The 20,899-nt window shown below is 60.5% G+C and carries 21 protein-coding genes and 1 tRNA gene; 13 read left to right on the forward strand and 9 right to left on the reverse strand.

All coding sequences use genetic code 11. The annotated features are described in order from the left end of the window. Nucleotides 1–819 carry an HpcH/HpaI aldolase/citrate lyase family protein gene (locus tag ACEW8Q_RS20795; protein ID WP_373505982.1) on the reverse strand — a complete coding sequence of 273 codons (819 nt, stop codon included), beginning with the start codon at nt 817–819 and terminating at the stop codon, nt 1–3. A gap of 223 nt (nt 820–1,042) precedes the next feature. On the opposite strand from ACEW8Q_RS20795, the gene ACEW8Q_RS20800 reads away from it, so the two are divergent. The 4 genes from ACEW8Q_RS20800 (at nt 1,043) to ACEW8Q_RS20815 (ending at nt 5,934) form a co-directional block, all read left to right on the forward strand. After that, nucleotides 1,043–1,999 (forward strand): MurR/RpiR family transcriptional regulator, encoded by a 957-nt coding sequence (locus tag ACEW8Q_RS20800; protein WP_373505983.1) that lies wholly within the window; start codon nt 1,043–1,045, stop codon nt 1,997–1,999. 69 nt (nt 2,000–2,068) lie between these two features. Continuing rightward, nucleotides 2,069–3,913, forward strand: coding sequence for a 3D-(3,5/4)-trihydroxycyclohexane-1,2-dione acylhydrolase (decyclizing) (iolD, locus tag ACEW8Q_RS20805; protein ID WP_373505984.1), 1,845 nt, complete (start codon nt 2,069–2,071; stop codon nt 3,911–3,913). 4 nt (nt 3,914–3,917) lie between these two features. Continuing rightward, entirely contained in the window at nt 3,918–4,811 is an 894-nt protein-coding gene (iolE, locus tag ACEW8Q_RS20810; RefSeq protein WP_373505985.1) for a myo-inosose-2 dehydratase, read from the forward strand. A gap of 1 nt (nt 4,812) precedes the next feature. Then, a complete protein-coding gene (locus ACEW8Q_RS20815) occupies nt 4,813–5,934 on the forward strand; it encodes a Gfo/Idh/MocA family protein (protein WP_373505986.1) in 1,122 nt (373 codons plus the stop codon). A gap of 6 nt (nt 5,935–5,940) precedes the next feature. Here the strand turns inward: ACEW8Q_RS20815 and ACEW8Q_RS20820 are convergent, their stop codons facing one another. Next, nucleotides 5,941–7,878, reverse strand: coding sequence for an alpha-amylase family glycosyl hydrolase (locus ACEW8Q_RS20820; RefSeq protein ID WP_373505987.1), 1,938 nt, complete (start codon nt 7,876–7,878; stop codon nt 5,941–5,943). Between the two features lie 221 nt (nt 7,879–8,099). Between ACEW8Q_RS20820 and ACEW8Q_RS20825 the strand changes: the two genes are divergently transcribed. Together ACEW8Q_RS20825 and ACEW8Q_RS20830 are read left to right on the forward strand one after the other, a co-directional pair. Beyond that, nucleotides 8,100–8,885, forward strand: coding sequence for a ThuA domain-containing protein (locus ACEW8Q_RS20825; RefSeq protein ID WP_373505988.1), 786 nt, complete (start codon nt 8,100–8,102; stop codon nt 8,883–8,885). Beyond that, nucleotides 8,882–9,958: a Gfo/Idh/MocA family protein gene (locus ACEW8Q_RS20830; RefSeq protein ID WP_373505989.1), complete on the forward strand. Its 1,077-nt coding sequence runs from the start codon at nt 8,882–8,884 to the stop codon at nt 9,956–9,958. Before ACEW8Q_RS20825 ends, ACEW8Q_RS20830 begins: the two co-directional genes overlap by 4 nt. Here the strand turns inward: ACEW8Q_RS20830 and msrA are convergent. Next, complete coding sequence (gene msrA / locus ACEW8Q_RS20835; protein WP_373505990.1) at nt 9,955–10,608, reverse strand: peptide-methionine (S)-S-oxide reductase MsrA; 654 nt, start codon at nt 10,606–10,608, stop codon at nt 9,955–9,957. The genes ACEW8Q_RS20830 and msrA overlap by 4 nt on opposite strands. Before the next feature lie 112 nt (nt 10,609–10,720). On the opposite strand from msrA, the gene ACEW8Q_RS20840 reads away from it, so the two are divergent. The 6 genes from ACEW8Q_RS20840 to ACEW8Q_RS20865 all read left to right on the forward strand — a co-directional run bounded on the left by ACEW8Q_RS20840 (nt 10,721) and on the right by ACEW8Q_RS20865 (nt 14,269). After that, a tRNA-Ser gene (locus ACEW8Q_RS20840) sits at nt 10,721–10,810 on the forward strand. Between the two features lie 123 nt (nt 10,811–10,933). Next, a complete protein-coding gene (locus tag ACEW8Q_RS20845) occupies nt 10,934–11,536 on the forward strand; it encodes a hypothetical protein (protein ID WP_373505991.1) in 603 nt (200 codons plus the stop codon). A 94-nt stretch (nt 11,537–11,630) separates the two neighbouring features. Then, entirely contained in the window at nt 11,631–11,819 is a 189-nt protein-coding gene (locus ACEW8Q_RS20850; protein ID WP_373505992.1) for a helix-turn-helix domain-containing protein, read from the forward strand. Nucleotides 11,820–12,433: 614 nt separating this feature from the next. Beyond that, complete coding sequence (locus ACEW8Q_RS20855) at nt 12,434–12,904, forward strand: helix-turn-helix domain-containing protein (protein ID WP_373505993.1); 471 nt, start codon at nt 12,434–12,436, stop codon at nt 12,902–12,904. A 555-nt stretch (nt 12,905–13,459) separates the two neighbouring features. Beyond that, complete coding sequence (locus ACEW8Q_RS20860; RefSeq protein ID WP_373505994.1) at nt 13,460–14,062, forward strand: hypothetical protein; 603 nt, start codon at nt 13,460–13,462, stop codon at nt 14,060–14,062. 21 nt (nt 14,063–14,083) lie between these two features. Next, the gene (locus ACEW8Q_RS20865) at nt 14,084–14,269 is read left to right on the forward strand and encodes an integrase core domain-containing protein (protein ID WP_373506002.1); all 186 of its coding nucleotides are present in this window, start codon (nt 14,084–14,086) and stop codon (nt 14,267–14,269) included. 329 nt (nt 14,270–14,598) lie between these two features. On the opposite strand, the gene ACEW8Q_RS20870 is transcribed toward ACEW8Q_RS20865, so the two are convergent. From ACEW8Q_RS20870 to ACEW8Q_RS20895, 6 genes are all read right to left on the reverse strand, one after another. After that, nucleotides 14,599–14,901 carry a DUF2160 domain-containing protein gene (locus ACEW8Q_RS20870; protein WP_373505995.1) on the reverse strand — a complete coding sequence of 101 codons (303 nt, stop codon included), beginning with the start codon at nt 14,899–14,901 and terminating at the stop codon, nt 14,599–14,601. Nucleotides 14,902–14,910: 9 nt separating this feature from the next. Next, a complete protein-coding gene (locus tag ACEW8Q_RS20875) occupies nt 14,911–15,708 on the reverse strand; it encodes a carbohydrate ABC transporter permease (protein ID WP_373505996.1) in 798 nt (265 codons plus the stop codon). Beyond that, nucleotides 15,708–16,571, reverse strand: coding sequence for a carbohydrate ABC transporter permease (locus ACEW8Q_RS20880; protein WP_373505997.1), 864 nt, complete (start codon nt 16,569–16,571; stop codon nt 15,708–15,710). The genes ACEW8Q_RS20875 and ACEW8Q_RS20880 overlap by 1 nt, the downstream gene beginning before the upstream one ends. Further along, nucleotides 16,568–17,641, reverse strand: coding sequence for an ABC transporter ATP-binding protein (locus ACEW8Q_RS20885; protein ID WP_373505998.1), 1,074 nt, complete (start codon nt 17,639–17,641; stop codon nt 16,568–16,570). Before ACEW8Q_RS20885 ends, ACEW8Q_RS20880 begins: the two co-directional genes overlap by 4 nt. Next, a complete protein-coding gene (locus tag ACEW8Q_RS20890; protein ID WP_373505999.1) occupies nt 17,641–18,705 on the reverse strand; it encodes an ABC transporter ATP-binding protein in 1,065 nt (354 codons plus the stop codon). The genes ACEW8Q_RS20885 and ACEW8Q_RS20890 overlap by 1 nt, the downstream gene beginning before the upstream one ends. A 107-nt stretch (nt 18,706–18,812) precedes the next feature. After that, nucleotides 18,813–20,549: an ABC transporter substrate-binding protein gene (locus ACEW8Q_RS20895; RefSeq protein ID WP_373506000.1), complete on the reverse strand. Its 1,737-nt coding sequence runs from the start codon at nt 20,547–20,549 to the stop codon at nt 18,813–18,815. A gap of 206 nt (nt 20,550–20,755) precedes the next feature. Here ACEW8Q_RS20895 and ACEW8Q_RS20900 point away from each other — a divergent pair. Then, nucleotides 20,756–20,899: DeoR family transcriptional regulator (locus ACEW8Q_RS20900; RefSeq protein ID WP_373506003.1), on the forward strand; the 144-nt coding region annotated here is incomplete at its 3' end.

Consider the following 20,899-nt stretch of genomic DNA (forward strand, 5'->3'; position numbering starts at 1 on the left):
TCAGTAGCTGCTGTTGGTCGATTGGGGAGTGGCGGCCCGCTGTTCGCCAAGAAGCGTCCGCGTGGCCTGGATATTGGCAAGAGACGCCGAGGCCAGAAGGCGCGCGTCACTCAATAATGTGACCAGGTCGAAGCCCCAGCCGATGGCCTTGGCCGCATAGGCGGGCGAACCGCAATGCAGGCAGGCCCGGATGCCAGCGCCGTGGGCCCTCGCCAGAATGGTCCTGATGGCCTCGATCATCTCGGGTTCTTCCCGGTCGAAGCCCGTCGGGTACTTGCGGCCGGTGAGCCCAAGCGTGAGATCGGCAGGACCGATGTAGACGCCGTCGAGGCCGGGCGTGGAAACAATCTCGTCGAGGTTCTTCATGCCGTCCGCCGTCTCGATCATCGCCAGGCACAGAACTTCCGCATCGGCCTTCTGGCCGTAGTCGGAACCATGCGCGACCACGGCGCGCGTCGGACCGAAGCTGCGCTGCCCATGAGGCGGATAGCGCATGAAGGAGACGAGTTGTTCGGCTTCCGCGCGCGAGTTGATCATCGGGCAGATGATGCCCATGGCGCCGGCGTCAAGCGCTTTCATGATGTCGCCCGCCGATAGCCACGGCACGCGCACCATGGGCGTGGCGCTGGAACCTTTCATGGCCTGCAGCATCGTGGCCATCTGTTCGAAACCGAGGAAGCCGTGCTGCTGGTCCACGGTGACGGCATCATAGCCTTGTGCCGCGACGATCTCGGCGACGAAGGGATTGCCGATCGACAGCCAGCCGTTCAGGACGGGCTTTCCTTCAGCCCAGAGGCGGCGGATTGCATTGGGTGTCATCGGGCATCTCCTTGAAACGTGGCCGTCCAGTAAACGTCAGCGGGTGAGGCAGGTCGCCCGGCGGGAACGCGAGGTTCCCAATGGTGCAATTTCAATTGTGCAACAAGATTTGCGGCAACAAAAATTTCGTGTCAAGTATCTGGGTCCACGCTGTCGGTGGTTATGGATTCTGGCTATCCATCTGCCGTAACGTCCCGAAGTGTGAAGTCCAGATCCGGTGTTCATGGCCAAGAACCAACATTCCTCTTCCGTCAGCGTGCCGCAGAACTACGAGGGCATCGTCAACCTCATCACGCGCGATTATGCCGGGCTGTCGCCGGGCTACCAGCAGATTGCCCGCTTCTTCACGCAGAACCCCAATGTCATCGCGCTCGAGTCGATCAATGCCATCGCCGAGAAATGCGGGGTCCATCCCTCCAGCCTCGTTCGCTTCGCACAAAATCTCGGGTATTCGGGCTTCAAGCAGTTGCAGGGCGTGTTCCAGACGAGGCTTGCAACTGCGGCTCCCGGTTTCCGCGAGCGTATCAGTGCGCTGGAGTCCGAGCTTTCGCGAAATGTTAGCCACGGCAACAAGGGGTTCCTCAAGGATCTCGTGGTGCGCGACATGGCGGCGCTGCAGGGATTGCTTGAATCGGTGCCGGAAGAAGCGCTCTCGGCGGCGGCAAAGTTTCTCACCACGGCGCAGACGGTGTTCATTGCGGGCCAGCTCCGCTCCGAGCCGCTGGCCCTGCTGCTCCGCTACCTGCTCACCATGCTGCACCGGCGGGTGATCCTGCTCGACCCCGCAGGAGGCCTGGCGCCCGAGATGGCGCAAACCATGGGCGAACGCGACGTGCTGGTTTCGATAGCCTTCCGGCACTATGCGAAAGAGGTGGTCTCGATCACCGAGATCGCCGCCGCCAGCGGCACGCCCGTCATCGCCATCACCGACAGCCAGCTTTCGCCGCTTGCCAAGGAAGCCCGCGTGCTGTTCACGGTGCCAGAGGACGAATATTCGTTCTCGCGCTCCCTTGCCGCACCCATGTGCCTTGTCCAATGCCTTGCGACCGCCACGGCGGCCGTGCTTCAACCGAACAGGGAGGCAGCACCTCGCATCCCAAGCGTGACGGAGATCGCCCGCGACCAGAAGGCGAGGCTGCCGAAACCGCCGCGGGTGCCAGGCAAGCGGTCTTCGCAATAAAACTTGCTTGATATGATGTTATGCAATAAAAGTTTCTAACCATAAACGGAACGTCTGGGAGGATCACGCATGTCGACCGTTCGCTTGACGATGGGGCAGGCGCTCGTGCGCTACCTGTGCAACCAGTTCACCATGATCGAAGGCAAGCGCGAGCCGCTGTTCGCCGGGCTTTTCGGTATTTTCGGGCATGGCAACGTGACCTGCATTTCCGAGGCGCTGGAAGCCGTTCAGGACACGCTGCCCACATGGCGCGGCCAGAACGAGCAGTCCATGGCGCTTGCCGCCGTCGGCTATGCCAAGGCCATGCGGCGCCGGCAGATCATGATCTCCCTGTCCTCGATCGGTCCGGGCGCCCTCAACATGGTGACGGCGGCAGGCTGTGCCCATGCAAACCGGCTTCCGATCCTGATCCTCGCCGGCGATGTCTTTGCAAACCGCAGGCCCGATCCCGTGCTGCAGCAGGTGGAGCATTTCGGCAATCCCACCGTGTCGGTGAATGACGCCTTCAAGGCGGTCACCCGCTATTGGGACCGCATCACGCATCCCGAGCAGATCATCTCCTCGCTGCCGCAGGCCATAGCCACCATGCTCGATCCCGGCGATTGCGGGCCGGCCTTCATCGGCCTGTGCCAGGACACGCAGGAGATCGCCTTCGACTATCCGGAGGCCTTCTTCACGCCGACGGTTCATGCGATCCCGCGTCCGCGCCCCGACAAGGACCGTGTTGCGGCGGCCATCGAGATGATCAAGTCCGCCAGGCGCCCGCTGATCATTTCGGGTGGCGGCGTGCGCTATTCGGGGGCGGAAAAGGAAGTCTCCGACTTTGCCTTGAAGCACGGTATCCCGATGGCCGAGACGATTGCGGGCAAGGGGGCGGTGACACATGACCATCCCGCCCATGTCGGTCCCATCGGCGTCATCGGTTCGTCGTCCGCCAACGAGATGGCGGGTGCCGCCGACGTGATCATCGCCATCGGCACCAGGCTTCAGGATTTCACGACGGGCTCGTGGACCGTGTTCAGCCACGATGCGAAGTTCGTCTCGATCAATGCGGCGCGCTACGATGCCGTGAAGCACCGCGCGCTGTCGGTCGTCGGCGATGCGCGCGAGACGGTCACCGAGATCGCCGCCGCGATGAGCGGGTGGAAGGCGGACGCAACATGGACGAGCAAGGGCAAGACGGTGTTCAAGGCCTGGAATGACCTCCTTGACAAGCACCAGGCGCCGACCAATGCGGCGGTTCCCACTTACGCGTATGTGGTGGGCACGGTGAACAAGTGGGCGGGACCAAACGACACGATGGTGACGGCAGCGGGCGGCCTTCCGGGCGAGACGGCCAAGGGCTGGAAGATCAAGAACCCCAATACCTATGACCTCGAGTTCGGCTTCTCCGCGATGGGCTACGAGATCGCCGGCGGCTGGGGCCATGCCATGGCCAAGAAGGGCGATGGCGAAACCATCGTGATGGTGGGTGACGGATCCTACCTGATGATGAACTCCGACATCTATTCGACCGTGCTGACGGGCCACAAGCTGATCGTCATCGTCTGTGACAATGGCGGATACGCGATCATCAACCGCCTGCAGAACTTCAAGGGCACGCCCTCCTTCAACAACCTCATCAAGGACAGCCGCGTGAAACAGCCCTTCGCGGTGGACTTCGCCAAGCATGCCGAATCCATGGGAGCAGCCGTGCGGCATTGCCAAAGCCTTGCCGACCTTGAGGCAGCACTCGCCTGGGCGAAGACCACCGACCGCACGACTGTCATCTCCATTGTGACCGACGCTTTCGCATGGGTGCCTGGCGACGCGGACTGGGACGTCGGCGTGCCCGAGGTTTCTGATCGCCCCGAGGTGAATGCCGCGCGCGCGCACCATGATACAATCCGCAAGAAGCAACGCATCGGAGTCTGAGACCATGAAAGCCAAGCTCGGCATGTCACCCATCGCGTGGTGGAACGACGATCTTCCGCAACTCTCGGACGATGTCTCGCTTGAGGAATGCCTGCGCCAGTCGCGCTCGGCAGGCTTCACCGGCATGGAAAAAGGCCGTCGCTTTCCGGAGTCGGCGGCCGAGATGCTGCCGATATTGAAAAAGGCCGACGTCACGCTCTGCGGCGGCTGGTTCTCCGGCACCATCGTCAATGAATCGATCGAGGCAAACCAGCATCGCATCCAGCCGATGATCGACCTGTTCAAGGAGGTGAGCGCGCCGTGCATCGTCTATGGCGAAGTCGGCCGCTCGATCCAGGGCGACCAGTCGAAGCCGCTGGCGACGAAGCCGAAACTCGACGGCGACGAGATGAAGTCCTACGGGCGGCGGATGACCGAATTCGCGGAATGGGTGGAAGCCCAGGGCATGCCGCTGGTCTATCATCACCACATGGCCGCTGTGGTGGAGACCGAACCCGAACTCGACTCATTCATGAACCACTCCGGCATTTCGCTGTTGTTTGACGCGGGCCACATGGCGTTTGCGGGCGGCGACGTGCTCCGCTGCATCGACAAGCATCACGCGCGCATCAAGCACGTCCACACGAAGGACGTCCGCATGGATGTCATCAACGGGCTTGACCGCACGAAGGAGAGTTTCCTCGATGCCGTCATCAAGGGCGCCTTCACGGTTCCGGGCGATGGCTCGCTCGATTTCGGGGCAATCGTGAAGAAGCTCGCAGGCTATGGCTATGAGGGCTGGTTCGTGGTGGAGGCCGAGCAGGACCCGAGGAAGGCGCCGCCGCTGAAGATGGCGCAGATCGGCCACAAGGAACTGATGCGCGTGATGACGGCGGCCGGTTATGAGGTGGTGGCCTGACATGAAGGAACTCGGCATCGGCATCATCGGCACGGGCTTCATGGGGAAGGCTCATGCCTTTGCCTACCGGGCAGCGCTGGCCGCCTTTCCGGACATTCCGGTTCCGCGCCTCGAAATGATTGCCGACGTCGACGCGGCATCGGCCGCGAAGGCCGCGCATCAATATGGCTTCGCGCGCTCTTCCGGCAACTGGAAGGACATGATCGCCGATCCGAAGATCGACGTTATCTCGATCACCACGCCCAACACGCTCCACAAGGACATGGCGCTGGCCGCCATTGCCGCGGGCAAGCATGTGCATTGTGAGAAGCCGTTGTCTCCCTCCCTTGGCGAGTCCCTCGAGATGGTCGAGGCGGCGGAGAAGAGGGGCGTCAACACGCAAGTCGGCTTCAACTACATCAAGAACCCGCTGCTGAAGCTGGCGCGTGAGATGGTGGAGGCGGGCGAACTCGGCGAGATCACGGGCTTCCGTGGCATTCATGCCGAAGACTACATGCATGATCCCGAAGGCCCATGGACATGGCGCATCGATCCCTCGGGCGGGCCGGGCGTCATCGCCGACCTGGGCTCGCACATCATCGGAATGGCGCGCTTCCTTCTGGGCGAGATCGCGGAAGTTTCGGCGGATGTCCGCACCGTCGTGAAGTCACGTCCCGTCGCGCGTGGCGCGGCTGAACGGAAGGACGTGCTGGTCGATGACGTGGCGCGCATCCTGGTGAATTTCGGGCGCGGTTGCGGCGGCACCATCGAGGCCAACTGGATCGCCACCGGCCGCAAGATGCAGCTCGGTTTCGAATTGACGGGCGCGAAGGGCTCGTTGGTGTTCACGCAGGAACGCCTCAACGAATTGCTGTTCTACAAGGCGGGGCAGGACCCGCGCACCAGCGGCTACACCAAGATCGAGGCTGGACCGCAGCACTATCCATACGGCCAGTTCTGCGTGGCGGGCGGGCATGAGCTCGGCTTCAACGATCTCAAGACCATCGAAATGGGCGAGTTCCTCAGTGCTATCGGCAAGGGCCAGACATCCGGTCCCGGCTTCCGCGAAGCCTATGAGATCCAGAAAGTGGTGGAGGCGGCAATCGACTCGTCGAAGGCGCGGAACTGGGTGAAGGTGGCCTGAGCCCGCTTACGTCAGCCAGATTCGCCCTTGCGGAGGAAATGGCAGGGCTCCATCGTGAAGATCGACTGTCACATTGGCCAGCCGGTCTCGCCATTCCGTGACGCCTGCCGCTTTGAGTGTGGTACGCGGGATCGATTGCCAGCGTTCCGAGAAATTGAACACGCACACAAGCGCGCCGACAGGACTCCGCCGCGCGAAGGCAAAGACGCCAGCAATTCCGAAATCGACAATGGACACGGGATTGGCAGCGTGAATGTGCGGTGTTGCGCAGCGCCGTTCGATGATGGTGTGGAGACCTCGATAGATGCGGCCTTCGATTGTGGTGATGTCGTTCCGGCGTTCGGCTTGCGTCCAGTCCATCTTAGGCCGATGCATCCAGCGGCCATCGTGTTTCAGATGTTCGTCCGCTTCAAAGGCATGATCGTTGAGGACGCCCAGTTCGTCACCCATGTAGAGAAGCGGAATGCCGCCGAAGCTGGCAATCAGAGCATGGCCCATCAGGATGCGATGGATGGCAGCAGCGATGGTCGCTTCATCATTCGCCGCGAGCGCGGATTCCAGTCCGCAAAGCGAGGCGCAGGAGCCGTTGGTGCGCTTGTCGCCGGTGCCGGGATTTGACTGGAAATCGCCGCCCCGCGCATAGCTTCCCGGAAAGCGGCCCGCGAAGAAATCCGCTAGAAAACTCCGGTGTGCAAAGCCGTTGATCCCGACGGCGGCAGCGTCTTCGTCAGTCACGGCCCAGCCGATGTCGTCGTGGCAGCGCAGGTAGGTGCCCCAGGTGGCATTGACGAGGCTCTCGGGGAAATGCGAGCGCAGCACATGAGTCATCAGCTTCGTCTCGCGCGTGGCGAGTGCTGACCAGAACTGCACCATGAGCGAATTGTGATAGGCGAGGTTGCCTTCTTTGCCGGTGTGCTTGCCGGCACCAAGATAGGGAATGAGATCCTTCGGCGCGACGATCGCCTCTTCCTTGTGGAGGAGTGCCGGCGCCACGATGCGGCTGGCGGCACGCAAGGCCTGCAGGAGCTGATGCACTTCGGGCTGGTTCTGGCAATTGGTTCCCATGCGCTTCCACATGAAGGCGACCGCATCGAGACGCACGGCCTCCACGCCCTGGTTGGCGAGGAAGAGCATGATCTTCACGATTTCGAGGAAAACCCGCGGGTTCGACCAGTTGAGATCCCATTGGTGCTCGTTGAAGGTGGTCCATACCCACTTCTGCATGTCTTCGTACCAGGTGAAATTGCCTGGCGCGTGGGCGGGGAAGATTTCGAGCAGCGTCTCGTCATAGGCATCGGGCCGCGTGCGGTCGTCGAACATCCAGTAGTAATCCTGGTATGCCGTCTCGCCGCGCCGGGCACGCATTGCCCATTCATGCTCCTTGGCGGTGTGATTGAGCACGAGGTCGATGCAGACGCTCATGCCGCGCTCGCGCAGCGCCGTGGTGACGGCGGCGAGATCGTCCATGCTGCCCAGGGCCGGATTGACAGCGCGGTAATCCATGACGGAGTAGCCGCCGTCGCTGTCGCCGGGGCGCGGCTTCAGGCAGGGCATGAAGTGGACGTAGGTGACGCCAAGCTCTTCAAGATATCCGGCCTTGTCGAGAACGCCTCTGAGGGTTCCCGCAAAGCGGTCGATGTAGAAGACATAGCCCACCATGCCGGGCCGCTGGAACCAGTCGGGTTCGAGGTCGCGCCGGAGATCGAGATGGCGGAGGGCCGGAGGCCGCTCGGCCTGCAGATCGATCAAGGCCGCAATCAGGTCTTCCCGAAATCCCGCATAACCGGGCGAACCGCCATAGAGCGCCTCAAGCGGTTCGAAAAGGTCGGCCTCGGAGCGTTGGAAGCGCAGGCGGAAGAGGTCTTTCGTGTGGGCGTCGAGACGTGTTTCGGCGCTCAGAAGCCTGTCCGCAATTTGCGCGGCCTGTCCCGTGGCTTCTGTCATCGCGATCTCCCGTGGCTTGTCAAAGCGCTTTGAATTTTTCTGCCTGGACGTTTCCAGATTGCTGACGGCTGCGAGTTATGCTGCGATAAAATGACGAAATCAACGGGTTTTTGAACCGCGCTTTCGCTGCAGTTGCGAAGATCAAATCTTCAAAGCGATTTGAAAACGTTGCCAAAGCATGCTAAGTGGCATGAGATCACGGATGGCTATGGGAGGCCCGGATGACGATTCGCGCGCTGGTCTGGAACGAGAACGAACACGAGAAGACGAACGCGCTGGTCAGGCGCCTTTATCCCGACGGGATCCATGGCGCCATCGCCAGGGCCTTCGATGGCGAATCCGACATCGAGGTCTCCACCGCCACCTTGGACATGCCCGAGCATGGCCTGACCGAGGAGCGTCTCGCCAAGACCGATGTGTTGCTGTGGTGGGGCCACAAGGCCCATGGCAAGGTCGATGATGCGATCGTCGAGCGGGTGCAGAAGCGCGTGTGGGAGGGCATGGGTCTCATCGTCCTGCACTCGGGCCATTTCTCGAAAATATTCAAGCGGTTGATGGGTACGCCGTGTGCCTTGAAATGGCGCGAGGCGGGCGAGATCGAGCGCGTCTGGGTCATCAACCGCAATCATCCGATCGCGGCGGGCCTGCCTGAATACATCGAGATCGAGCATGAGGAGATGTATGGCGAGCCCTTCACCATCCCCGAGCCGATGGAGACGGTCTTCATCTCGTGGTTCGAGGGCGGCGAGGTGTTCCGCTCCGGCGTGACATTCCAGCGCGGCGCGGGCCGCATCTTCTATTTCCGCCCCGGTCACGAGGCCTATCCGACCTACCAGAACGCCCAGGTGTTGCAGGTGATCCGCAATGCCACGCGCTGGGCCTATAATCCGGCAAAGCCATGGACGGCGGTGAACGATGCGCCGAACGTGCCGCACGACAAGGCGCCGGTTCCGCTCACTGTCAAGGGGCCGCGCCTTCATGAAGAGGGCGAGGAGGGCTACCGGTGACGGCTGCCTCTCGCCGCCGTGTCCGCGTGCTGGTGCTCGGCACCGGCTCTATGGCAGCAAACCATGCGCGTCTCTTCGCGTCCGATCCGCGCGTTCATGTGGTTGCCGCAGCGGATGTCGATGCCGCGCGCGCCAGTGCCTTCGCGAGCAAGCACGGAATTGAAAAGTCGTTCGGCACTCTTGAAGACGCATTGTCTTGGGGCCAGTTCGACGCCGCCACCAATGTCACGCCCGATGCCGTGCACTACCCCACCACGATGAAGATCATCGCGGCCGGCAAGCATGTGCTGTGCGAGAAGCCGCTGGCGGAGAATTTTGCGCTGGCCGACGAGATGGCGGCGGCGGCGGACAAGGCCGCGATCGTCAACATGGTCAACCTCAGCTATCGCAATGTGGCTGCGCTCCAGAAGGCGCAGAAGCTGATCGCGGCAGGTGAGATCGGCGAGGTCCGCCATGTTGAGGCCTCCTACCGGCAAAGCTGGCTTGTTGGAAAACACTGGGGCAACTGGCGCACCGAGCCCATGTGGCTGTGGCGCCTGTCGGAACAGCATGGCTCCAAGGGCGTGCTTGGCGACGTCGGCATTCACATCCTCGATTTCACCACATTCGCCATCGGCATGATGCCAACGTCTCTGCAGGCGCGAGTCAAGACATTCGCCAAGGCAGAGGGCAATCGCATCGGCGACTATCTACTCGATGCCAATGACAGTGCCTCCATGCAGGTCGAGTTCGAGAATGGCGCTCTGGGCGTCATTCATGCGAGCCGCTTCATGACCGGCTATGGCAATGTGCTGAAGCTCGACGTCTTCGGCACCGAGGGCGCGATCGAGATCAACCACGGCCTCGAATGGACTGAAATCCGGATGTGCTCCGGCGAGGATGTTCACACCCAGGCCTGGCGGCGCGTGCAGGCCGACCCGGTGCCGACGATCCATGCAGGCTTTATCGATGCCGTGCTGAACGGCGAGAATGGCCAGCCGTCGTTCCGCAGGGGCGCAGAGCTGCAAGCCATTCTCGATCAGTGCTTCAGTCCCGAGGCCACGCATGCAACCCCGGTGCGGGTGCAGGCTTAGGCCGCTACTCCGGTTCCTATGGGGCAGGAGACGCCGGTGCCCCCCAACCCGCAATAGCCGCCCGGGTTCTTGGCGAGATACTGCTGGTGGTGCGTCTCCGCGAAGTAGAACGGTTCAGCCTCAGCGATCTCGGTCGTGATCGGGCCGAAGCCCTTGGCTTTCAGTGCGTCTTCGTAGGTGGCCTTGCCTGAAAGTGCTGCGTCGCGCTGGGCTGGACTCGTCCAGTAAATGGCAGAACGGTATTGCGAGCCCACGTCATTGCCCTGGCGCAAGCCTTGAGTGGGGTCGTGCGACTCGAAGAACACCTTGAGAAGGGCCTCATAGCTGACCTTGGCGGGATCGTAGACGACGAGCACCGATTCGGTGTGGCCTGTGAGGCCGGAACAGACCTCCTCGTAACTCGGATTCGGCGTGAAGCCCCCGGCATTTCCAACGGCGGTAACCCACACGCCCGGCACAGCCCAGAACTTGCGTTCCGCGCCCCAATAGCAGCCCAGCGCGAAGATGGCGGTCTCGAAACCGGCCGGGTAGGGGCCTTTCAGCGCGTTTCCATTGACAAAATGGCGTTCCGCTGTGGGAATCGGGCTGGAACGGCCCGGAAGGGCCTCGGCAGGTCCGATCATGCGGGATTTCTGGCGGGTGAAGAACATGGTGTCTGATCCTTCCTCTGATGACTGTCACATATAGTGTGACAATCTTCTCATGGCCACTCAACAGTGCTTGATTTCAGGACTTCGATGGCTATAGTCCGCGCCACTTAAAGGAAGGGTGGCCGAGTGGTTTAAGGCACACGCCTGGAACGCGTGCATACGTGAAAGCGTATCGAGGGTTCGAATCCCTCCTCTTCCGCCAGAATTTTTCTCCAATATATTGAAATACAATGACTTTTTCGGATGCTTACGGAGTAAATCCTACCGTCTGTCCTACCAGCATCAATTCTTTCGATTTGGTGCTGTTGCCATTGGAGGGGACGATTTGAAACCCAAAACTTCACAGATGAGAAACCTGAAGGCTAGGCAAGCGCGAGCGAAGGAACTTCAATACCCAGTACAGTTGCACAAACCCACGGCACTCGATGCGGTGCTCCGTTCCCACACCGACAAATCAATTCAAGAGCAAGCAGTACTTCTCAAAGGAGAATTGCTATCCAAAGTGCAACTTCTAACAATGCACTATGGTTTTGAAGGGTCGCTTAGTCCGGAGGCACAGCAATTGATTCTGAGTATCGCCACCGACTGGGTACCAGGCTTCCTATTTGATGCATCCTCTCGGATGCCCGGCAAGGGGAGACCTCGCAAGGTACATCTAAGGGATACGGTCGAACTCGTACTGGCAATTGACGAAATCAAGAAGAAGAGACCTGGCACAACAACTTCAAAAGCTTGCAGTTCGTTGAGTAAGCAGAAAACTGAACCGAAGAAATGGTATGGCAAGTCTCCGCTCACGTTGCAGAACGAGTACAGCCGACATTCCCAACGGACTCACGACCTCGTAGGCAGGCTCGGCAGTGGCGAACTCCTGATGCGGTTGATCGATACCTTGGCCCCTCTCGATGAAGACCCTCAGGGCACAAAATAATCTCACAAGATTTGGTGCACTCCTTTATCTGTGAGAACTGATCGGCCACCTTCCTCACGCAATTGGCGAATGCCAGCGTTCACGTGAGGATACCATGGCTAACATCGAACCTATTCTGATTTCTGTTGAAGAGGCCTGCCAGCTTCTGAATGCAGGCCGTACCACATTCTATCAAGCTGTAGGTTCCGGGAGACTGAAAGTCCGGAAACTCGGGCGCCGCACGGTCGTCGAGATGACGGAATTGCGCCGGTACGTCGATACCTTGCCCACCATGAATAAATAGAGAAGACGGACGGTGTTCCAGCACCGCCCGTCTTTTTTTGTCAATTTCAAACCCTGAGAAAGGAACGAAACCATGCCGACTATAACTCAGAACCCGTCCCGAATCCATCAGACAAGCCCGTCTTCATGTGAAACGTCGGGCCCCGACTTCGTTACGAAGAGGATGAAGCGTTACACTATCTCCAAGGGCAGTTTGGTTTCGCCCATCTGGGGCGTCGAAAAGGTTCGCAATTCCTCCGACAGCAGTTCCTAGGGGCCGGACCAATGTCTGATGCAAAGCCCCCCTCTGCGAATGTCGACCGCTCGACCTTCATTGAAACGCTTCCCACGGGTGATAAAATGGAAAAAGTCCCCGGAAAAATTCCCGTCTCCGACTTGAAGGTGCTGGGGCATCCTGATCGCCCAATCGACGCAATCCGGGCAAATTGCCGGCAGTGTTCAGGTGGGAGCACCGCCGAAGTCCGGAAGTGCGTGGCCGTGGCATGTCCGTTGTGGCCGTTCCGTATGGGTTACAACCCATATCACGGCAGTTTCCGCGGACGCTGACAAATAGACCCCTCGGGGGGGTACGCATGGAGCGGCCCCCCCTTCTTGCCCCCCATATGGCGTGAGCCCATGACCTCCAGTTCCAACAAGACCGGCCGCAGCAAGACGAAAATGTCGTCTTTCATCGCGATCGAACGGTACATCCTGAAATGTGATGCCTGGCGCTCTTTGTCTCCCAATGCGCGCGCCACCATCCTTGAAATCCTTCAGATCTACAATGGGTCAAACAATGGCAAACTCGCCATGTCGGCCCGTACACTCTCAGAGCGCCTCCCCCTTTCTCGGTCGACCACGGCACGAGTTCTGAAGGAGCTTCTGGCACATGGGTTTATCGAGCAAGTGCGTCCAGGTGGATTCAACATCAAGTCGGGTGACCGGCGGTCTACTGAATGGCGGCTGACCTGGTTTCATTGTGATGTGACGAGGGCGCCCCCTTCGAGGCTGTTCATGCGCTGGAGCCAGGGAAAATTTCATTTCACGGTCTCATCTGAGAGCCATCCCGGTCTCACCAGAGAGCCACTCGGCTCGGCCACGAAATAATATTGCTCGCTTGTGGCTCTGTGGTGAGACCGGTTGAACGGTGGCGAACAAACTGTCGGTCTCACCACAGAGCCCCTTATAGATATCTACCATACACTCAGGCATGAGGGCGCGACCGACGGAGGCGCATCACGACGCAAGCCGGAGGGCGCGACCGCCTTCCTTGAACTCCCGGACCCGTGCGCCAGCACGGGCCATGAGGGCCACTGAGGAGGTGCAAAAGGCTATGCTTCAGGTGCCATCTCGAATATGCTCCTTGTCAAGTGCGCGTTGACTCGAGTTCCCGTGTGATTTGCCAATTTGCGCATTCCGCATCTATTTGAGATATTGGGCTTATTCTGCTTCTTCTTTGGCTTCAAACAGCTCACGGGTCAGCGACATGACGAGGGCGACACTCTGTCAACGCTTCTGCAAGTAGCTTTACCTAAAATTATGCGCGTGCAGTAACTGATCAAAAGATGTTCAGCGCGGCACTTCCCGATCCAGCATATTGCGAAATTCAGGTACTCCGTTGATCATACTGTTGAACCAAAAATCGTAGGCTCGTCAGATTAGATGTTGATTCCAGGAACTTTCGTAGGACTTCGCGGTCGTTCTTGGCTGGTCGAGGATGTGCAAGGGGAACCACCGGGCCTGCAAACAATCAATGTCTCGTGCATTTCGGACGACGCCCAGGGGGAACGGTTGGAAGTTGTCTGGGATGCCGAAATTGGAGCTATGGAGCTCGATACGGACGGTTGGCGGAATGTCGGCACAGGTCTTCCCGACCGCGCCGAAGTTCTGGCGGCGCATTTGCGCTCAGTTAGATGGGGTTCCGCCACTGCGGCCGACCGAGACCTATTACAGGCCCCATTTCGGGCAGGCATTCGGCTAGATGCCTATCAGCTGCTTCCTCTGCGCAAGGCGCTTCGGTTGCCTCGTGTCAATCTCCTGATCGCGGATGACGTCGGTCTTGGTAAGACAGTAGAGGCGGGTCTCGTTGCGCGGGTGCTGCTCTTGCGCCGCCGAATCGACTTTATCGTCATTGCCGCACCGCCGGCGATGACGATCCAATGGAAGGACGAACTCGAAGCGAAATTCGGCCTTTCGTTCGAAATCATTGATCGGGAGCGCATCGGCGAAATGCGTCGACTGCGTGGCTATTCACTATCTTGTTGATGGGGGACATAGAGGGGACGGATCGCCGGTGTTGCAAGAATTGAGCGACGTGGTAGGCGCCCATATGCCAGCGTGCCAGAGGCCCGTGCCTCTATTGGGCGCCACGTCGATTTCTATAATGGTCGACGCCCACATTCGTCGCTTGACGGAAATACACCCGATCAGGCCTACTTCAATGCGCAGTCACCAATCCCGGTGGCAGCATAACAGAAGCGGAAATCCACTTATGAGCACCCAGCCGACTGTTCAAACAAACCGAGCCACCTCTGACCACCTGTCCTTCAAGATCGCTATAGATTGCAGGCATTCATTTCTCCAGAATCAAGACGTGGTCAGACTAGCGCGACTGTGTCTCTGGGCAAACGCGATCTGAAAGCTCCTGGCAGCAATCAATTCAGGCGGCCGCAGACAGAGCGTCCATGTCCTGTCTTGCCGACCTGCTGCTTACCGCAAACGCCGAGCGTAAGCGGCAGGAGCATGAACTCGACCACCCTGGCGTGATCATGAGACTCCGCCGGGCCTCATCGATTGAACCATCACACCAGGCGAAACACGAAGACCGCCCAGATGAGAGACAGAACGAGTCCTCCCCAGAGAGGGGTTCCATAGAATCCCAGCCAGGCGAGGAAAATGAAACATGATCCGAGCAGCGTGATGAACAGCCTGTCCCCGCGGGTCGTTTCCAGGGCGAAGACGCCGCGCCGCGGATCGCCGCCGGGCGAATAGTATTCCCAGACGCCCATGGCCGCGATGGAGCCGAAGATGAAGATGAAGAACAGTCCCGTCTGCCAGGTCCAGGCCATCCAGGCCAGATCGAATATGCCTCCCGCTCCGGTCATGGCTTCCTCTCAGACGCGGCCCAGGGCAAAGCCCTTGGCGATGTAGTTGCGGACAAAGTAGATGACGATGGCGCCGGGAATAAGGGTCAGCACGCCTGCCGCCGCCAGCAGACCCAGCTCATAGCCCGATGCACTCGACGTTTTCGTCATGGCGGCGACGATGGGCTTGGCGGCCACCGATGTTAGGTTCTTGGCCAGCAGCATCTCGACCCAGGAGAACATGAAGCAGAAGAAGGCGGCGACGCCGATCCCGGCCGAGATCGTGGGCAGGAAGATGCGGACGAAGAAGGAGGGGAACGAGTAGCCATCGACATAGGCCGTCTCGTCGAGTTCCTTCGGTACGCCCGACATGAAGCCCTCGAGAATCCAGACCGCGAGCGGAATGTTGAAGAGCGTGTGCGCCAGCGCTACGGCGATGTGCGTATCGAAGAGGCCGACGGAGGAATAGAGCTGGACGAAGGGCAGTACGAAGACGGCGGGCGGCGCCATGCGGTTTGACAGCAGCCAGAAGAACAGGTGCTTGTCGCCGAGGAAATGATAGCGCGAGAAGGCATAGGCCGCGGGCAGCGCCACAGCCACCGAGAACAGCGTGTTGAGCCCGACATAGACCAGCGAATGGACATAGGCCATGTACCAGGTCGGGTCGTTGAGGATGGTCTGGTAGCTCGCCAGCGTGAACTCGCGCGGATAGAGCGTGAAGCCGCCCAGGATCTCGTTCGTGGTCTTGAACGACATGTTGAGCAGCCAGTAGATCGGCAGCATCAGGAAGATGATGTAGATCAGAGGAACGAGATAGCGCTTGCTCATCACTTGGCCTCGTTGCGCATCATGAGGGTGTAGAACAGCCAGCTCAGCAGCAGGATGATCAGGAAGTAGACGATCGAGAAGGCGGCGGCGGGACCGAGGTCGAAGCCCCCCAGCGCCTTCTGCACGAGGTCGATCGACAGGAACTTGGTGGTCGAGCCCGGACCGCCGCCGGTGAGCACGATCACCTCCGTGTAGATCATGAACGAGTCCATGAAGCGCAACAGGATGGCGATGGTGAGAACGTGCTTCAGCTTCGGCAGCTGGATGTGGCGGAACACCGCCCAGGGCCTGGCGCCATCGACTTTCGCCGCCTGATAATAGGCGTCGGGGATCGAGACGATGCCAGCGTAGCACAGCAGCACCACGAGCGAGGTCCAGTGCCAGACATCCATGAGGATGACGGTGAACCAGGCCGATATGGGCTGGCGCGTGTAGTTGAAGGGAATGCCCAGCGCGTTGAGGCCCTTGCCGAGAAGGCCGATGTCAGGCAGTGCCATGATGTTCCACATGGAGCCCACGACGTTCCACGGTACCAGCAGCGGCAGCGACATGAGCACGAGGCAGACCGAGACCCATGGCCCTTTGCGCGGCATGCACAGCGCGATGCTCAAGCCCAGCGGAATCTGGATCACCAGCACGGTGGCCGTGAAGATGACCTGGCGGCGGAGCGAGTCGAGGAACTGGTCATCGGCCAGGAGCTGCTGAAACCATGTCGTTCCCGACCAGAAGAACTCGTTGTTGCCGAAAGTTTCCTGCACCGAATAGTTGACGACTGTCATCAGCGGGATCAGCGCGTTGAAAGCCACCATCAGGAAGACGGGAAGGACCAGCCACCAGGCGCGATTGTTCTGTGTCTTGGTCATGAGCGGCTCCCCGCCATCCAGCCATCCTCGTAGATATGCGTATGCGATGGATCGAAGGCGAGGCGCGTGCGGCCCTCCGGCACCGCGTCCCCCTCCTTTACCAGAAGCTTGACCGTATGGCCCTTGACCTTCGTCTCCACGATGCGGAAGCGGCCAGCGTCCGACACGCGAACGACGTCGGCCTCCATGCCATCCCCGGCAATCGTGACGAATTCGGGCCTGACGCCGATCTCGGTGCGGCCCTTGCCGGTCGCCGCCTCGCCATTGCCGACGCTGAGCACCTCGCCGCCGAAATGGGCCTTGCCGCCTCTCACCTCGCAAGGCAGCACGTTCATGCCGGGCGAGCCGATGAAGTGCCCGACGAAGGTGTGCTGCGGCTTCTCGAACAGCTCGACCGGCGTTGCGGCCTGCACCACCTCGCCCAGATTCATCACCACCACTTGGTCGGCGAAGGTCAACGCCTCGGTCTGGTCATGCGTCACGTAGATCATGGTGCGCCTCGTGCGCAGATGCAGCTCCTTCAGCTTCGAGCGCAATTGCCATTTCAGGTGCGGGTCGATAACGGTGAGCGGCTCGTCGAACATGATGACATTGACATCCGAACGGACAAGGCCGCGGCCCAGCGAGATCTTCTGCTTGCCGTCTGCGGTGAGGCCCGAGGCGCGGTTGTTCAGCGTCTTCGTCAGTTCGAGCATCTCGGCGATCTCGGTGACGCGCGTCCTGATCTCGGCTTCGGCGACGCCGCGGTTGCGGAGCGGGAAAGCGAGATTATCATAGACGGTCATAGTGTCGTAGATGACCGGGAACTGGAACACCTGCGCGATGTTGCGCTCTTCGGGCGATGCGCGCGACACATCGCGGCCATTGAAGCTGATGGTGCCCTCGGTCGGCACGAGCAGGCCCGAGATGAGATTGAGCAGCGTGGTCTTGCCGCAGCCCGACGGGCCCAGAAGGGCATAGGCGCCGCCATCCTGCCAGGTGAGCGACAGCCGCTTCAACGCGAAGTCATCGTCCGTCTGCGGGTTCGCCATGTAGGAGTGGCGGAGCTTCTCGATGCGGATTTCAGCCATCAGGACACCCGTTCGCCCGAGGGCGCGAAGAACAAGCCGCGATCGATGTCGACATGGAGCGTTGCCGGCGCGCCGACCTCGAAGGGATGAATGCCATGCGATTGCGAGACCCAGGTGGCCCCGCCGACGTCGAGATGGATGACGCTTTCGGAGCCCGAGAGCTCGGTCACCAGCACGCGGCCCAGGATTTCTCCCGTGCCCGCCTCGGAGGCCATTGGAGTGACGTGATGCGGCCTGATCCCGAACGTATATTTGCCATCGGGCAGGCTGGCTCCTGCCGCTCCCGCGGGCCATGACGTTCCATCGGTCAGGATCAGCCTGTTGCCGCGCTTCTCGACGGCGGCCGTGTTGATCGGCGGATCGGAGAACACTTGCGCGGTGGTGAGGTCCTTGGGCGTGCGATAGGTGGCGGAGGTGGGGCCGAACTGCGTGATGCGGCCCTCGTGAAGCGTCGCCGTGTTGCCGCCGAAGAGCAGTGCCTCCGAAGGCTCGGTCGTCGCATAGACGACGATGGCGTTGCGCCCTGCAAAAAGCTTCGGCAGCTCGTCGCGCAATTCTTCGCGGAGCTTGTAGTCGAGGTTGGCGAGCGGCTCGTCGAGAAGGATCAGGTCCGAGTCCTTGACGATGGCGCGGGCAATTGCCGTGCGCTGCTGCTGCCCGCCGGACAATTCCGAAGGCCTGCGCTTCAGCATGGGTTTCAGCCGCAGCAGCTCGGCGGCGGCCATCACACGGCGTTCGATCTCGATGGCGGTCATGCCTGCGACCCGCAAGGGGGAGGCGATGTTGTCGTAGACGCTGAAGTTCGGATAATTGATGAACTGCTGATAGACCATCGAGACGTTGCGCTTCTGGACGGCCACTCCGGTGACGTCCTTGCCGTGGAATCGGATGGTGCCCGATGTCGGCCTCTGGATGCCCGCCATGATCTGCATCAGCGTGGTCTTGCCGGCGAGCGTCGTACCCAGCAGCACGTTGAACGATGCTTCAGGCAGAACGAGCGACGTGGGATGGATATGGGTCTCGGCGCCCACGCGCTTGGTGATGTCGATGAGTTCGAGGGACATGAGCCTGTACTGTCAGGGCAGTATGTGAGCATCACTCCGGCCGCGCCGGAATGGAAGAGGGACGGGAGCGCGGGAGGTTCTTGGTCCCGCGCTCCGCTCGTGCCGGCTTACTGCTGCCAGCGCTTCACGATGTCTTCATAGGCGACGGTCTGGCCGGGCTCTTTCTCGTTTTCGAGCTTGGCCTTGGGGCCGTCAGCCTTGCCGAGCCACTCGGACGGGTCCTTCGGCTCAGCCAGACGGGGGCCGCAACCGCCGTAGGTCTTGTTGGCTTCGTCGGCGGCCTGCATGCGGGCCATGACCTGCTCCATCTCACCGGCAAGACGGTCCATGGCTTCCTGCGGCGTGAAGGCGCCGGAGTTCACGTCACCGATCTGCTGCCACCAGAGTTGGGCCAGCTTCGGATAATCCGGAACGTTGATGCCCGTGGGAGACCAGCGCACGCGGTCCGGCGAGCGGTAGAACTCGACGAGGCCGCCGAGTTTCGGGGCACGTTCAGAGAAGGATTCGTGACGTACCGTGGAGTCGCGGATGAAGGTCAAGCCAACCTGGCTCTTCTTCACGTCGACGGTCTTCGACACGGCGAACTGGGCGTAGAGCCAGGCAGCCTTGGCGCGGTCCGTCGGCGTCGACTTCAGGATTGTCCATGAGCCCACGTCCTGGTAGCCGATCTTCTGGCCTTCCTTCCAGTAGGGGCCATGGGGCGACGGGGCCATGCGCCAGAGCGGCGTGCCCTGATCGTCGACCGTATTGTTGCCGTCGGCCTTGGGAGCCACCATCGAGGCGGTGAAGGCCGTATACCAGAAGATCTGCTGGGCGACATTGCCCTGGGCCAAGGCCGGCAGCGACTGGTAGAAGTCGTAGTCTGCGGCTCCGGGAGGCGCATACTTCCTGAGCCATTCGTCCCACTTGGCGATGGCATAGACCGAGGCGGGACCGTTGGTTTCGCCGCCGCGCGAGACGGACGCGCCGGACGGGTTGCACGAACCCTTTTCCATGCGGATGCCCCACTCGTCGATCGGGATGCCGTTGGGCTCGCCAGCGGTGCCGGCACCAGCCATCGACAGCCAGGCATCGGTCATGCGCCAGCCCAGGTCGGGCGCGCGCTTGCCGTAGTCCATGTGGCCGTAGATCTTGACGCCGTCGATTTCCTTGACGTCCTCGGAGAAGAACTGCGCGATGTCCTCATAGGCGGACCAGTTCACCGGCACGCCGAGATCGTAGCCATACTTGGCCTTGAACTTTTCCTTCAGGTCGGCGCGGTCGAACCAGTCCTTGCGGAACCAGTAGAGGTTGGCGAACTGCTGGTCGGGCAGCTGGTAGAGCTTGCCATCCGGGCCCGTGGTGAAGCTCGCGCCCATGAAGTCGGCGAGGTCGAGCATCGGGTTGGTCACGTCCTTGCCGTCGCCCGCCATGAAGTCGGTGAGGTTCACGGCCTGCTGCAGGCGAGAGTGCGTGCCGATCAGGTCGGAGTCGTTGACGTAAATGTCATACAGATTGCGATTGGTCTGCATCTGCGTCTGCACGGCCTGGACGACTTCGCCTTCGCCGAGGATCTGGTGGTTCACCTTGATGCCGGTGATTTCCTCGAAGGCCTTGGTCAGCACCTTGGACTCGTAGTCATGCGTCGGAATGCCTTCGGAGAGCGCATTGATCTCCATGCCCTTGAAGGGCTCCGCCGCCTTGATGAACCATTCTAGTTCCTTGAGCTGGTCGTCCTTCGACAGGGTTGAGGGTTGGAATTCGGAATCGATCCATTTCTTGGCGGCTTCGATGTCGGCAAGGCTGGAACTCGTGGACGCCACGAGCGCCAGGATTGCTGCCGAAGCCAGATATTTCAGTTTCATTGTGGTCCTCCCTAGAACACCGGCGTTGGTTTGTATTCACGCCTGCGACAAACTATCACTTGAAACAAAACGAAGGTCAATAAGCAAAATTTCGAACTTATTGTGCACTGCAAGATTGCGAAAACCGAAAAAAAATGAAATACGAGCTTTGATAAGACAGGCAGTCGGGCCTTGTTTTCGATTGAAGGTTTTTCGCAGGCAAAGTGATGATGGAAGGCGTAAGCCCACGGCAACAGCAGATTCTCGTCCTCGCGCGGCAAGCCGGCAGCGTGACGGTGGATGACTTGGCGTTGCGTTTCGACGTGACGCCGCAGACCATCCGCAAGGACCTGAACGAACTCTGCGATGCG

Origin of the sequence: Aestuariivirga sp., assembly GCF_041738905.1 — a bacterium.
Taxonomy (GTDB): Bacteria; Pseudomonadota; Alphaproteobacteria; order Rhizobiales; family Aestuariivirgaceae; genus Aestuariivirga.